Raw genomic sequence first — 15,120 nt, forward strand, 5'->3', positions numbered from 1 at the left:
TATACTAAACAGAATTCAAATGCAATTGTAGCAATTATTTTTTAATTCAATTTGTTAACTAAATAAAAAAATTATATAGTGTTATCAAATTAATAATTTAGTTTAACTGCTATTTGAATGTTATAAGTCTATATTCAATTTAATTTTGAGATGGTTATTATGGATAATTTACGTATTGTTCTGATTGTTGTTGCGTCCTTGGTCATAATTGCATTATTGATTCATGGATTTTGGATCAATAAAAAAGAACGTTCTTCTCTTTTTAATTCAGCCAGAAAAGGAAAAAGCTCGGTTAATACTCAATCGTATGAGAATACTTACCTAGATGATTTAGGCGAAGATGATGTAATTTTGCTTACACCAAAAAATAAAAAAGATAATACTAATACCGAAAGTATAGTCGAAGAAGAAGTAATAGTTGAAGAAGTTGAACCAATTATTCAACCTCAACAAGAAGATCTATTTGCTTATGATGATCGCTTAGAAGATGAATTAGAAGACGTTAAAGAACCAACTATATCTGTTCATAATCAAACTGATAGTCACACTTTAGATAATCAAGACCAAAAACACCAATCCGAAGCTACGCCGAAACCAAATAAAACAGAAAAACTAAATATAGATGCCAAAGACGAAACACAAACTGAAATCATTGTTTTGAACGTAACTGGAATAAATGGCAAATTGTTACAAGGTGATGTATTATTAGCCAGCATTATGCAATCAGGATTTCAATTTGGTGATATGCGCATATTCCATCGTCATGTTGACCCAGCAGGTAATGGTTCTATATTATTTAGCTTAGCTAATATGGTAAATCCAGGCTATTTAGATCCTGAAACTATGCATGAGTTTACCACACCGGGGGTTTCTATTTTTATGGTTGCACCAACTGAAGGTAATAATCAACAAAACTTCAAATTAATGTTACAAACTGCACAACGAATTGCTGATGATGTAAATGGTGTAGTATTAGATGATGAACATCACATGCTAACACCACAAAAAATTGATAGTTATAAAAATCGTATCAAAAAAGCATGTAATGAAGTTTAATCAATTCAAAATTAATAACAATTCTATGTACAACCACCAACTTTAGTTAGTGGTTGTAAGTAAAGTTCAAACAACAAGCTAGTTCGATTCCAAATTAGTTCAATACAATTTTACAAGTGCTAGTTTAGTTCACACAATGCTAAAATTGTTACAACTACATAAAATAATTTAAGAGTTTTGATTATGTCACTATCTAATATAACAGAAAATCCAACTACACAATCTAAATCGATAGATGAAATTACTCAAGAATTGGCATCTTTACGTGATCTTATTAGGCATCATGAGTATTGTTATTATGTCCAAGATGCCCCAGAAATCCCTGACGCTGAATACGATAAATTAATCAAACAATTACAAAATATAGAACAACAACATCCGCAGCTTATTACCTCCGACTCACCAACTCAACGTGTTGGTGGCAGTCCATTATCACAATTTGCAACGGTTAAACATGAAATGCCTATGTTATCGTTAGATAACGTATTTGATGCTCCAAGTTTTTTAGCTTTTGATAAACGAGTTAGAGATCGGTTACTGCAAAAAAATAACGAACAAATTGAATATTGTTGTGAACTTAAACTCGATGGATTAGCTGTAAGTTTACTTTATGAAAATGGCTATTTTATTCGAGCCGCAACCCGTGGCGATGGCACCACTGGAGAAGATATTACAGCTAATGTTAAAACCATCAAAACCATTCCATTAGTACTTCGCGGTGATCATATTCCCACTCGGTTAGAGGTACGTGGTGAAGTTTTTATGACTCACAAAGGATTTGAAAAATTAAATGCTGATGCAGAAAAGAGAAATGAAAAAATATTTGCAAATCCAAGAAATGCCGCTGCCGGTTCTCTACGCCAACTAGATCCTAAAATTACCGCCAAAAGACCATTAACTTTCTTTTGTTATGGTGTTGGTATAGTTGAAGGTGCCACACTACCAGATACCCATTATGCTCGTTTAATGCAGTTTAAAGATTGGGGATTACCCGTTAGTAATGAAGTACAAATACGTCATGGTGTCCAAGATGCATTAAATTATTTTGAACAAATTAATGCCAAACGAATGACATTGGATTTTGATATTGATGGTGTAGTAATAAAAGTTAACCAAATTAACCTACAACAAGAATTAGGCTTTGTTGCGCGCGCACCTCGCTGGGCTATTGCTTTTAAATTTCCAGCTCAAGAACAAGTGACTCAATTAAGAAAAGTAGACTTCCAAGTAGGTCGGACTGGTGCAATTACACCAGTAGCTAGACTTGAACCGGTATCAGTAGCTGGTGTAATTGTTAGTAATGCGACTTTACATAACAGTGATGAAATAGTTCGCTTAGGTATCCGAGAAGGCGATTATGTCACAGTACGCCGAGCTGGTGATGTTATTCCTAAAGTTGTTGCTGTACTATTAGATCGCCGACCAACTGAGACTAAAACAATCATTTTCCCAACCCATTGCCCTATTTGTGGTTCTTTAATTGTGCGTGATGAAGGCCAAGCTGTGTCCCGTTGTGCTGGTGGTTTAATATGTCCAGCTCAACGCAAAGAATCTTTAAAACACTTCGTTTCTCGCCGAGCTATAAATGTGGACGGTATGGGCGATAAAATTATTGAACAGTTAGTCGATAAAAATTATGTTGAAACACCAGCAGATCTTTATAAACTCAACTTATCAACATTATGTTCTTTAGATAAAATTGGCGAAAAATCAGCTAACAATTTATTAAATGCCTTGAATGATTCTAAAAATACTACACTCAGTCGCTTCATTTTTGCACTTGGGATCCCTAACGTTGGCGAAGTAACTGCCGAAAATTTAGCTAACCAGCTTGGCAATTTAACCGCGATTGAAAATGCTACTTTAGAACAGTTACAAAAGGTAAATGATATTGGAGTAGTTATTGCTGAAAGTATAATAGACTTTTTCCAAGAACCTCATAATCGCAATGTCATTGAACAGTTAACCAGTGATGAAATAGGTATTCATTGGCAAGATATCGATATCCAAGCACAGATAGTTACGACAGCTTCACCTTTTTCTGGTAAAACTGTAGTATTAACGGGTACATTATCAACACTAACTCGGGATGATGCCAAAAAGAGATTGAAGCAATTAGGTGCAAAAGTAACAGGAAGTGTTTCGAAAAACACTGATATTGTCATTGCAGGTGAATCTGCTGGATCTAAATTAGATAAAGCCCAAGAACTCAACATTAAAATAATTGATGAACAAGAAATGTTACGTTTATTAGATGAATGAATATACAATACCTAATAACTAGTTAGATTACTAAATACCAAATAACTCGCAATGAGAAAACTAAGGAGAGAGTTATGCCATTATTAGATAGTTTTAAAGTTGATCATACCAAAATGAAAGCACCATTTGTACGTATTGCTAAAACCATGAAAACTCCTAAAGGGGATGATATTACGGTATTTGATCTACGTTTTACCATTCCGAATCAGGCTCTGTTACCAGAAAAAGGAATCCATACCTTAGAACATTTATTTGCTGGTTTCATGCGTGACCACTTAAATAGTGATAAAGTTGAAATTATAGATATTTCGCCGATGGGTTGTCGAACCGGATTTTATATGAGCCTTATTGGTAAACCGAACGAATCAACAGTAGGTGATGCTTGGTTAAAATCAATGCATGATGTATTAAATGTAAAATCGCAACAAGATATCCCTGAATTAAATAAATATCAATGTGGTAGTTATAAAATGCACTCACTAGATGAAGCAAAATCCATAGCTGAACAAGTAATTAACTCTGGGGTAAGTGTTTGCCACAATCAGGAGATTGCATTAACAGCTGAGCAATTAACCAAAATTAATCATCGATAAGGAAGTGATATGCCAAATGTAGTAATTGATTTTATAGAAGGACGCAGTGTTGAACAGAAAAGAGAGATGGCAAAGCGAGTAACCGATGCCATTGTAGAAACCCTCAATTGTAAACGTGAAGCAGTACAAATAATCATGCACGAAATATCCACAGACCAAATTGCTAACGGTGGCATATTGCGTTGCGATAAAAATTAATAATAACTATTTGAGTCAAAAATTTTTATTGATATTCCTAATTAATCTCAAAATTCTAGATCCATTTTGGGATTAATTAGTTCTAACAGAGAATCAATAACAGCTTAACTAAGCTATCTACTAACAGAATAAAACAACCTCATTAAGAATAACAAGTATCTTAATGATCACAATGATGAAGATGTAATAAATGCCCCATTTTGGTAACTTTAGTTTCTAAATAATGTTCATTATTTGGGTTCTCACCTACTTCTAAAGGGACTCTTTCGACGATTTCAATACCCGCTGCCTCTAATACTCTAATCTTCTCTGGATTATTGGTTAACAAACGAATCTGCGACACGCCTAATAAGGTCAACATGTCTGCACAAAGTGTAAAATCGCGTTCATCGGCAGCAAAACCTAATTGATGATTAGCTTCAACTGTATCAAACCCTTGATCTTGCAAAGCATAAGCCCTGATTTTATTGAGCAAACCAATATTACGCCCTTCTTGGCGATGATAGATTAAAATACCTTTGCCTGCTTTAGCTATTTGCTGCAACGCAGCTTCTAATTGGAAACCACAATCACAACGTAAACTATACAAAGCGTCCCCAGTTAAACACTCTGAATGAACTCGAGTTAACACTGGTTGCGAATCGTTGATATTACCAAATACTAATGCAGCGTGATCTTTACCTGTTGCAATTTCTTCAAAACCTACAATCTTAAAACATCCCCATTGAGTAGGTAGTTTCGCTTCTGCAACAAGTTTTATTTGCATCATTATCTCCAACTTAAAAAAACATAGATAATAAATTTATAAAACTAAATTTTATCTATGATAAAATAACTAAAAATTTGTTTAATTGAGTTTATAAATGGGGTTTGTTATAAAAAAAACAATAGCTTTATTGGCTATTTTTTTAATTGTACCATTAGTTATCATAGTCGCCAATTGGCATTGGCAACCAGAGTCTATAGATCATACTTCTAAGTATTTTTTTTGGCTCACCGAAACTGCAAGTTACCCTTGGGCCATAATCACATCAACTACGTTGTTCTTATTATTTTGTGTATTAATACCAAACAAAAATCTTAAAAAAATTGTGCTCTTGTGGTTACTATTAACTACCGCTATCCTAGGTGGACAAATTATTAAATCAATTATCAAATCTCAAGCTGCTGAGTCTAGACCGTACGTATTATGGCTGACACAAAAATACAATATTAGTGATGAACATTTTTATGCGATTCCTAAAATAGAACGCCAAGAAATAATTCAGCATTTATTCAATGGATCTTCGACTATTCCCAATTGGTTATCGCGACATTGGCAAAATGAAACTGGCTACGCTTTTCCATCCGGGCATACTTTATTCGCAACTACTTGGTCTTTTTTAGCCATTGTCTTATTAGGATTTAGACGTCATTATTTGATTGCTTCTATTCTAATCATATGGGCTGTACTCATGCAAATTAGTCGATTAATATTAGGAATGCATTATCCTGATGATTTAATTTTAGGAACTATAGTTGCGTGGGTTATCTCATTAATATGCTGTTTTTATGCTAGAAAATGGCTTATAGTAGATTCATAATTTTTAAATCTGCAATTTTGTAAAAATTTGCAGATTTGATTTATACTTATGTGAAAAAAATAACAATAAAAAGGTTAGCATTATGAAATTAGTTATATCGATTCTATTGATAATTGTCATTTTTGCCATATCTATAACTATAGGTGCTGCTAATGATCAAGTGGTCACCTTTAATTATTTATTTGCCAAAGCAGAACTCCGTTTATCAGTTTTAATGGCGATTCTATTTGGTTCTGGTTTTATAGTCGGTTGGATATTGACAGGCATCTTCTTTATAAAATCTAAACTACAGCTTTCATCATCCAAACGAAAATTCAATAAATTACAAAAAAAATATGATGAAGAAGTAACCAGCAATAAAAAAATGAATTTAACTAACCCTAATTAAGAATAGAAAATTATGTTTGAACTGTTATTTCTGTTACTGCCAATTGCTGCTGCATATGGTTGGTATATGGGTGACAGAAATGCAAAACAAAAATATTTAGATCAATCTAATCGGCTATCTCGTGAATATGTAGATGGTTTGAATTTTCTATTGTCTAATCAAAAAGACAAAGCAGTAGACCTTTTCTTAGACATGTTAAAAGAAGATGAAGGCACGCTTGAAGCTCATTTGACCCTTGGTAATTTATTTCGCTCCCGGGGTGAAGTTGATCGAGCTATTCGTATTCATCAGGCATTAATGGAAAGTTCTTCCTTAACCTTTGAACAACGTTTATTAGCTATTCAGCAACTAGGCCGCGATTATATGGTTGCTGGTCTATATGACCGAGCAGAAGAAATGTTCCTACAATTAACTGAAGAAGAAGACTTTCAACAATATGCACTTCAGCAACTTATTATCATCTATCAATCCACTAGTGAATGGTTAAATGCCATTAACGTCGCCACTAAATTAGTCAAACTTGGTAATGTAAAATATAAAACTAATATTGCCCAATTCTATTGTGAACTTGCTGCATTAGCCATCGCCAACGATGACCTTGAAAAAGCCTATAACCTACTACTAAAATCTGCTGCAGCCGATGCGATGTGTGCTCGCACCTCTTTAATGCTAGGTCGAGTGTTAATGGTACAAGATAAAACCGAACAAGCAATTCTTACTTTAAGACAAATACTTGATCAAGATAAAGCATTCATTGGTGAAGCTCTGCCATTACTCAAAGATTGCTATATGCAGTTAAATCAACCACAAGAATTGCAACAATTTTTAAAATTATGTGTGGATCAAGATACGGGTAATGTCGCCGAACTAATGCTGGCAGATATCGTTGAACAACAAAAAGGTTTAGATTCAGCTCAATATTATTTGTACCGAGAATTAATTAAGCATCCAAACTTAAAAGGATTTTATCGTTTAATGGACTACCATGTCGCCGATGCTGAAGAAGGTAGAGCCAAAGAAAGCCTACTCTTATTACGTAATATGGTGGGCGAACAAATTAAATCTGTACCTAATTACCGCTGCACCAAATGTGGTTTCACGGTTAATTCTATTTACTGGTTATGCCCTGCTTGTCGTTCTTGGTCAACGATTAAACCAGTCCGTGATTTTGAACACCTTTCTGATAACTAAAAGAGTTCTTTATGTTTTTAATTGATTCGCACTGTCATTTAGATAGTTTGGACTTTAGTTCTAGATCTATTGATGATGTAATACAAACTGCTTTGCACAATGATGTAAAGCATTGCTTAAGCGTGGCAACAACACTTTCTGGTTACCAATCAATGAAGTGTATGCTCGTGCCTTATCAAAAACAATGTTCTCTCTCATGTGGCATTCATCCACTCAATCTAGATGATGAAGTTTATGATGCAGCACGCTTTGAAACTTTAGCTCAAGAACCGAATGTCGTCGCTCTTGGTGAAACCGGTCTTGATTACTATTACCAACAAGATAACATTGAACAACAACAGTATATCTTCAAAGAACATATTCGACTAGGTAGAAAATTAAGTAAACCGGTAATTGTACATACGCGTAATGCGCGGCAAGATACCTTAACCATATTAAAACAACAACATGTCCATTCTGGAGTGTTGCACTGTTTTACTGAGGATCTTGATACCGCCAAGCAACTATTAGACTTAGGATTTTATATCTCGTTTTCAGGCATTCTTACATTCAAAAATGCTGAAAGTATAAGAGAAGTGGCTAGATACGTACCACTTGATCGTATTTTAGTTGAAACAGATTCACCTTATCTGGCACCAGTGCCATATCGAGGTAAACAAAATCAACCCGCATATGTTCGTGAAGTAGCTAGTTACTTAGCCACTTTAAAAGGTATCGATTTAGAACAAATTGCTCAGCAAACTACCAATAATTTTTGTCAATTATTCAACCCACAAGGGGGATTAAATGCATAACAAGTTAACCATAGACTGGGATGATTTCCTAACCAATTATTGGCAAAAAAAACCGGTTATTTTACGTGATGCTTTTGCTAATTTTAGTGATCCCATAACCCCCGACGAGCTAGCTGGATTAGCCATGGAAGAAGAGATAGAAAGCCGCATTGTGTCAAATAAAAACGGTATTTGGGATGCTAAATTCGGGCCTTTTATTGATTATAACAATTTAGGTGAAGATCACTGGAGTTTGCTAGTCCAAGCGGTGGATCACTGGCACGAACAAGCAGCAACATTAGTTGAACCATTCAAATGCCTACCGCAATGGCAATTTGAAGATTTAATGATTTCCTATGCAACTCAAGGTGCCGGTGTGGGCCCGCATATTGATAACTATGATGTTTTTATCATTCAAGGCATGGGCAGCAGACGTTGGCAAGTGGGTGATCGTAACCCTAATTATAAGCAATTTAGTGCTCATAAAGCATTGTTACATGTAGAAGACTACCAGCCAATCATTGATGAAGAGATCACCTCCGGTGATATTTTATATATTCCTATAGGATTCCCACATAATGGGGTCTCAATTGGTGAATCATTAAGTTATTCAGTAGGGTTTAGAACCCAAACTTCCCAAGAGTTATTAAGTAATTTTGCAGATTATATTATTGATAATTTACCTGATGGCATCTTTTATCAAGATCCTAATCTGAAATTATCAAGTGATGCCTATCGGATTCAGCCTTATGAACTAACAAAATTACAAGATCAAATGATTGAGTTAATTAATAACCCAAAACTATTTAATGATTGGTTTGGTAAATACATAACGTTACCGATGCATGAGTTGAATATTGTACCAGTGGAACCCGCCTACTCATCTGAGGAATTTGTATCATTACTACAATCCGGCCTCGAATTATACCGAGTACCTAGTATTCGTATTCTAAAAATCGGTGATTATGGTTACATTCACGGTGAAAAAATTGCTTTACCAATGCCAATTATTGATGTTTTATGTGCTAACGAAATACTTTACTACGAACAGCTAGCCGATAAAACGACACTTGAAGTCATGCTTAACCTTGTTAATCGAGGCTATTGGTATTTTGCAGAACAACAATAATTATTCACAACCGCTGATGCAATTATCGGCGGTTTAATCCACTACTACAAATTATTACATTTTGTTACCTAATAACTCAGCTAATATATTGTCACTACTACTTATCCAGCTAACCCTTTTACAACTAATAGATTAAATAGTTATAGTTTGCCTAATAAATTTTGAGTAAAAAAAATAGATTTTTTACCGTTTTAATTTGGATTTTTAAAACTTTTAAGTATATACTTGCCAGCGCTTTTAAATCCCTCCTGTTTAACAATGCGTTAAACGTCTACAACAGCTTAGTTTAAGCAACTATTTATCTTCAAAAACTAGAGGTTAACATGAAAACTGAAGCAAACTTAGTGAAGCAAGCAGAAAGTGAGAGCGAGCATACAACACCTTATCAAAAGAGAACACTTTTTGCTTCAACTGTTGGTTATGCCTTGGATGGCATGGATATGATGATTTTAGGTGTTTGTTTTAGCCTGATTTCAGCTAGCTTTAACCTTACCAAAACAGACCTAGGTACTTTAACCTCAGTAACCCTATTAGGTGCAGTACTTGGAGGCATCTTATTTGGAGTACTGGCCGACAAATATGGACGGGTTAAAGTTTTTTCATGGACGATTTTAATCTTTTCTCTGTTTACTGGTTTATGTGCAATTTCTCCTAACTATGAGAGTTTTTTAATTTTTCGTTTTTTAAGTGGCTTGGGTCTTGGTGGTGAATTTGGAATTGGCATGACTCTAGTTTCAGAAAGTTGGCCTAAAAACAAGCGGTCACGGGCTACTTCAATTGTAGCTCTAGGTTTTCAAGTTGGTATAATTCTAGCCGCATTAACTGTTAATTTTGTCGGTGAGATTCATGGTTGGCGTTGGGCTTTTGCTATGGGCGTGTTACCTGCCCTATTTGTAGCTTGGACGCGTAAAGGTTTAAAAGAACCAGAAATTTGGCAAAATATCAAAGACCAAAATAAAAATAAAGTGGCGATTAGCAAACTGTTTAAAAACCCAAGGACTACCGCTACTACCATTGGTTTAACTATAGCTTGTGCAGTACAGAATTTTGGCTTTTATGGACTAATGGTGTGGATGCCAAATATGATTGCCACTGAACTTAAACTACCATTTAAAAATACCATGAATTGGACCATTTCTACCACTATTGGCATGTCACTGGGGATTTTAGTTTTTGGTTGGTTATGTGACAAATTTGGTCGGCGTCCTGCTTATATTGTGTTCTTATTAATCTCAGCTATATCTATATGGTTTTATTTCCACCAAACCGACATGGTTGTGTTAATTATATTTGGCTCAGCAATTGGCTTTTTCGTAAATGGTATGATGGGTGGTTATGGCGCATTATTAGCAGAACATTACCCAACAGACGCTCGTTCAAGTGCCGAAAATATTATTTTTAATGTTGGCCGTGGTATCGCCGGAATATCCCAAGTACTAATCGCTTATTTAGCTACTGTTTATTCGATTAGTTATGCGCTAGCTTTACTCTCTGCTACCTATTTACTATCTGCAGCAGCATTTGTATTCCTTATTCCAGAAACTAAAGGTAAAGTATTAGAATAAATATATTAGAATAGTTGATTAAAACAGGGATAATGCCCTGTTTTCCATATTTTATTTATCTGAATTATCTTTACAATCACTAGGTTTTATATTCAAACTCAACACATTTTCGTCATTGATATAGTAATTATTGCTAACACCATCTGTGAATACTAGTTGTAATGCTTTCATAGTAGCATCTTTACCACAATAAAGCGCTAATAGATTATTTAACATCGCTTTTTGCGTATCAGCGTTTTGTAAAGAATCTTTGGTCATACCAACAACTGTATATTTATAACTAATTATATTGTTGTCATTAGTCACATCAACCAAGGTAGTATTACCGTCAAAGACTACTGGTAATTGTTTTTTTATGCCGTTAATCACTTCATCTTGAGCAACTTTGTAATTGCCATCTTTGATTTTATTAATAGCATCTTCGCTTGCGGTTTGAGTTCGGGCAAACAAATCTTTGGCTTTGTCGTTAATATCGGCACTAGTTTGTTCAACCTTTTGTTTAATATCACTAACTGTAGATTTTGAATTATCACAATTAACCAAAAACAAGCCCATCATTGCTAATGTTATTACTTTAAAAATTTTCATTATTTTTCCTTAAAGGATCTGTATTTAATATTGATACTATGATCAATAATTAAAAGAAAATGTACTAAAAACAAATTAATAATTAAAAATTGCACAACAGAAAAGCAATAACTTGCTCTTATATTATGCAAGATAATCATTAATTAGTATGTAAACCACCAGTAACACCATAGGTTTCGGCAGTGGTATAGCTAGATTCTTCAGAAGCTAAATGCACATATACGCCACTCAGCTCAACTGGTTGACCGGCACGTTCTAATGGCGTTTGTTTACCAAATTCTGGTATAACCTCACTAGGTTGACCGCCGCAAATTTGTAGTGGAGTCCACACTGGTCCCGGAGCTACACAATTTACACGAATACCTTTATGCCCCAATTGTTTAGCTAGTCCACGTGTAAACGCAATAATTGCAGATTTAGTTGATGCATAATCTAACAAATTGGCACCTGGCTGGAAGGCCTGAACAGACGAAGTAGTAATGATGGTTGAACCAGGTTTTAAATAACCCAATGCAGCTTTAGTTACCCAAAACATCGAGAACACATTAATTTCGAAAGTTTTTTTAAGTTGTTCTGTAGTCAAGTCCATAATGTCTTCAACTGCAGTTTGTTTACCGGCCACCAAGGTTAAATTATCTAAACCGCCAAGTTTATGGTGTGCTTCTTCAACTAACTTCTTACAGAAAGTCTCATCACTTAGATCACCCGGAATTAACACAGCTTTACGGCCTGCAGCTTCAATGACTTTAGCCACTTCCTCTGCATCTTTTTGCTCATAAGGAAGATAGTTTATAGCAACATCCGCCCCTTCTTTAGCATAGGCGATAACTGCTGCCCGACCAATACCAGAATCGCCACCAGTTACTAACATTTTACGACCAACTAAACGTTGATGACCAGTGTAACTTTTTTCACCACAATCAGGAATAGGTGACATTTCACATTGTAAAGCTGGGGCCGGCTGTTTTTGTTTTGGAAATTTATCGTGATAATATTTGGAAATTGGATTGTACGTTTGTTTACTCATAATTTTCTCCTAAGTTAAACATGCATTTATAAAAAATCAATATAACTTAAACAAAATCAATTAACTAACCACAAAATCCTATTGTCGGGAATATTCTACATCTGTAAAATATATAATTGATCTAAACGACTAGACTAGATTATTGTTAATGTAATCCTCCTGCTTAAAAGCCAATAAAAACAAATTTGGGTATAATTATAGCTTTAAAAAAAAGAAAAATACTTATCACTATCAAAGCTAATTAAGTTTGATTTAATCCGCAATCACTAGGTTCGATCTCAATAATGATAATTTCTTGATTATTAATAAAATAGTGATAATTGGCACCATTGGGGAATAAAGTTTTTAGCTGTCGAATATCTTCGGTATCTTTACAATATGTTGCCAACAAATTATTACGTATTGTATCTTGAGTTGTTGGTAACAATAAAGCATATTTGGATAATTTTTTTACGTCGTATTGATAATTAATAACGTTATCATTTTTATATATACCAATTAACACAGTAATTTTATCAACCTTAATGGGTAATTTATTTTTAATAGGATTAATCACAGCATCTTGAGCTTCATCAAGATAATTATCTGGTGATGAAGGTTCATTTATACTGGTATTATTCTGACTTGAATTGGGTTTGGCATTATCACAACTGACTAAAATTAAACTTACAAATATTAAAGCTATTCTTTTTAACATTTTCATATTCCCTAATTTAGTCACTAAATGGTAATTATGAATACTTATAAAACTTAGCCAATATTTAGAACAACCTTTGAAATTTCTTAACATGTTATTTATAACAATATTAAAAAGCAATAAAAAAAAGTTGCACTTTTTTTAAAAACGAGTATTTTGATTAAAAATCAGTTTAATAAATGACAAGATATTTTAAATATAGCATTATGAATTTTTCACTCAATATTCTCCTCATTAGCATTATTGTCAGCGTGGTCATTATTCCAACGCGGGGGCGTTTTTTGAGTTAAATATATGTTGATATATAAAATCAAAACCCCCGCCCCAAAAAGCGGGGGTTTTTTTATAAATATTAAATGATTATAAAAAACAAGTGAGGAATGAATGTTAGGAACACAGTGGATAGTAAAAACTCTAAAAGAAAAAGGGGTTACCACCGTTTTTGGGTATCCAGGTGGTCAGATAATGCCTCTTTATGATGCGCTTTATGATGGTGGTATTGAACATGTACTTTGCCGTCATGAACAAGGTGCTGCAATGGCAGCGATCGGTTATGCCCGGGCAACCGGAAAGATCGGTGTTTGTATTGCGACTTCAGGACCGGGAGCTACTAATATTATTACTGGATTGGCCGATGCTTTAATTGATTCGGTTCCGGTAATTGCCATAACCGGTCAAGTTCCTAATTCATTAATTGGTACCGATGCCTTTCAGGAAGTTGATGTTTTAGGTTTATCATTGGCTTGTACTAAACATAGTTATTTAATTGATAATCCCCACGACTTACCTAATATCTTAGAGGAGGCGTTTCATTTAGCCAACTCTGGCAGGCCGGGACCAGTTCTTATTGATGTTCCCAAAGATATTCAGCTTGCTAACCTTGATTATCAGCAATACTTAACTCCAACCACTTGTAAACCTAAACTTAATAATCCTAAACCATCATCTTATACTCCTGCCGATATCCAACTTGCTAAAACAATGATGGTTCAAGCCAAAAAACCGATGCTATATATTGGTGGCGGTGTTGGTTTGTCAGGAGCTATTTCAGAATTACGAGCTTTCATGGCATCAACACAAATACCGAGTGTTGCAACATTAAAAGGATTGGGAGCTGCGGATCTTAATAATCCTTATTATTTGGGTCTAATTGGTATGCATGGTTCTAAAGTTGCCAATTTAGCCGTTCAAGAGTGTGATTTATTAATTGCATTAGGAGTTAGATTTGATGATAGAGTAACTGGAAATCTTAATGAATTTGCCCGTCACGCTAAAGTCATTCATATAGATATTGATCAGGCAGAAATTAATAAATTAAAACAGACTCATTTAGGGTTACAAGGTGATATTAAACAAGTATTACCACTGATTAACCAAACCGTTACCATAACACCATGGCAACATAAGATTGATGAGCTCAAAAAACAATATCCAACCCGTTATGATCACCCAGGTGAACCGATTTATGCTCCGGCATTATTAAAAAGTATCTCAGAACGTAAATCAACCACAACTATTATTACCACTGACGTAGGTCAACACCAAATGTGGACTGCACAACACATGCGTTTTGACCATCCGCAAAATTTTATCACCTCTAGTGGCCTTGGCACTATGGGGTTTGGTTTGCCTGCAGCCATTGGCGCTCAACTAGCCAGGCCTAACGATTGTGTGATTTGTATTTCTGGTGATGGTTCTTTTATGATGAATATACAAGAACTAACTACTATTAAACGCAAAAAATTGCCAATCAAAATCGTTCTAATAGATAACCAACGTCTAGGTATGGTACGGCAATGGCAAGAATTATTTTTTAATGAAAGATATAGTGAAACTAATCTTTCAGATAATCCCGACTTTTTAATGTTAGCCAAAGCATTTGATATTTCTGGACAAAAAATCACGAGCAAATCTGAAATCAATTCAGCTTTGGATAATCTTTTTAATACACCCGGTGCATATTTACTGCATGTCAGTATTGATGAATTAGAAAATGTTTGGCCCCTAGTTCCACCAGGTGCAGCCAATGAAAATATGCTTGATAAAAGTCATAAGGATAAGGAGTAGGTT

General features: G+C 34.6%; 15 protein-coding genes. 11 read left to right on the forward strand and 4 right to left on the reverse strand.

The features are described from left to right. The first annotated feature begins 156 nt into the window (after window positions 1–156). The 4 genes from zipA (at window position 157) to A9G12_RS07840 (ending at window position 4,109) form a co-directional block, all read left to right on the forward strand. Window positions 157–1,056, forward strand: a complete 900-nt coding sequence (zipA, locus tag A9G12_RS07825) for a cell division protein ZipA (RefSeq protein WP_065565602.1) — start codon at window positions 157–159, stop codon at window positions 1,054–1,056. 231 nt (window positions 1,057–1,287) lie between these two features. Beyond that, complete coding sequence (ligA, locus tag A9G12_RS07830; RefSeq protein ID WP_065565603.1) at window positions 1,288–3,318, forward strand: NAD-dependent DNA ligase LigA; 2,031 nt, start codon at window positions 1,288–1,290, stop codon at window positions 3,316–3,318. Window positions 3,319–3,392: 74 nt separating this feature from the next. Continuing rightward, window positions 3,393–3,911, forward strand: a complete 519-nt coding sequence (gene luxS, locus A9G12_RS07835) for an S-ribosylhomocysteine lyase (RefSeq protein WP_065565288.1) — start codon at window positions 3,393–3,395, stop codon at window positions 3,909–3,911. Between the two features lie 9 nt (window positions 3,912–3,920). Further along, the gene (locus tag A9G12_RS07840) at window positions 3,921–4,109 is read left to right on the forward strand and encodes a 2-hydroxymuconate tautomerase (protein ID WP_065565289.1); all 189 of its coding nucleotides are present in this window, start codon (window positions 3,921–3,923) and stop codon (window positions 4,107–4,109) included. Window positions 4,110–4,269: 160 nt separating this feature from the next. Here A9G12_RS07840 and ribA read toward each other — a convergent pair whose 3' ends face one another. Further along, window positions 4,270–4,875 (reverse strand): GTP cyclohydrolase II, encoded by a 606-nt coding sequence (gene ribA, locus A9G12_RS07845; protein ID WP_065565290.1) that lies wholly within the window; start codon window positions 4,873–4,875, stop codon window positions 4,270–4,272. Between the two features lie 97 nt (window positions 4,876–4,972). On the opposite strand from ribA, the gene A9G12_RS07850 reads away from it, so the two are divergent. The 6 genes from A9G12_RS07850 to A9G12_RS07875 all read left to right on the forward strand — a co-directional run bounded on the left by A9G12_RS07850 (window position 4,973) and on the right by A9G12_RS07875 (window position 10,738). Continuing rightward, window positions 4,973–5,692: a phosphatase PAP2 family protein gene (locus A9G12_RS07850; protein ID WP_065565291.1), complete on the forward strand. Its 720-nt coding sequence runs from the start codon at window positions 4,973–4,975 to the stop codon at window positions 5,690–5,692. 82 nt (window positions 5,693–5,774) lie between these two features. Continuing rightward, on the forward strand, window positions 5,775–6,080 hold the full coding sequence (locus A9G12_RS07855; protein ID WP_065565292.1) for a LapA family protein: 306 nt from the start codon (window positions 5,775–5,777) through the stop codon (window positions 6,078–6,080). Window positions 6,081–6,092: 12 nt separating this feature from the next. Next, a complete protein-coding gene (lapB, locus tag A9G12_RS07860) occupies window positions 6,093–7,271 on the forward strand; it encodes a lipopolysaccharide assembly protein LapB (protein ID WP_065565293.1) in 1,179 nt (392 codons plus the stop codon). Between the two features lie 11 nt (window positions 7,272–7,282). Beyond that, entirely contained in the window at window positions 7,283–8,065 is a 783-nt protein-coding gene (locus A9G12_RS07865) for a YchF/TatD family DNA exonuclease (RefSeq protein WP_065565294.1), read from the forward strand. Next, window positions 8,058–9,173, forward strand: coding sequence for a ribosomal protein uL16 3-hydroxylase (locus tag A9G12_RS07870; protein ID WP_065565295.1), 1,116 nt, complete (start codon window positions 8,058–8,060; stop codon window positions 9,171–9,173). Before A9G12_RS07865 ends, A9G12_RS07870 begins: the two co-directional genes overlap by 8 nt. Window positions 9,174–9,496: 323 nt before the next feature. Further along, a complete protein-coding gene (locus A9G12_RS07875; RefSeq protein WP_065565296.1) occupies window positions 9,497–10,738 on the forward strand; it encodes an MFS transporter in 1,242 nt (413 codons plus the stop codon). Window positions 10,739–10,789: 51 nt separating this feature from the next. Here A9G12_RS07875 and A9G12_RS07880 read toward each other — a convergent pair whose 3' ends face one another. From A9G12_RS07880 to A9G12_RS07890, 3 genes are all read right to left on the reverse strand, one after another. Next, entirely contained in the window at window positions 10,790–11,326 is a 537-nt protein-coding gene (locus A9G12_RS07880) for a hypothetical protein (RefSeq protein ID WP_065565297.1), read from the reverse strand. Window positions 11,327–11,465: 139 nt separating this feature from the next. Further along, entirely contained in the window at window positions 11,466–12,353 is an 888-nt protein-coding gene (locus A9G12_RS07885) for an SDR family oxidoreductase (protein ID WP_065565298.1), read from the reverse strand. A 241-nt stretch (window positions 12,354–12,594) separates the two neighbouring features. Beyond that, the gene (locus A9G12_RS07890; protein WP_065565299.1) at window positions 12,595–13,050 is read right to left on the reverse strand and encodes a hypothetical protein; all 456 of its coding nucleotides are present in this window, start codon (window positions 13,048–13,050) and stop codon (window positions 12,595–12,597) included. 384 nt (window positions 13,051–13,434) lie between these two features. On the opposite strand from A9G12_RS07890, the gene ilvG reads away from it, so the two are divergent. After that, window positions 13,435–15,117 carry an acetolactate synthase 2 catalytic subunit gene (gene ilvG, locus A9G12_RS07895; RefSeq protein ID WP_065565300.1) on the forward strand — a complete coding sequence of 561 codons (1,683 nt, stop codon included), beginning with the start codon at window positions 13,435–13,437 and terminating at the stop codon, window positions 15,115–15,117. Window positions 15,118–15,120 lie beyond the last annotated feature (3 nt).

It is taken from the genome of Gilliamella sp. wkB112, assembly GCF_001690685.1.
Lineage (GTDB): Bacteria > Pseudomonadota > Gammaproteobacteria > Enterobacterales > Orbaceae > Gilliamella > Gilliamella apicola_J.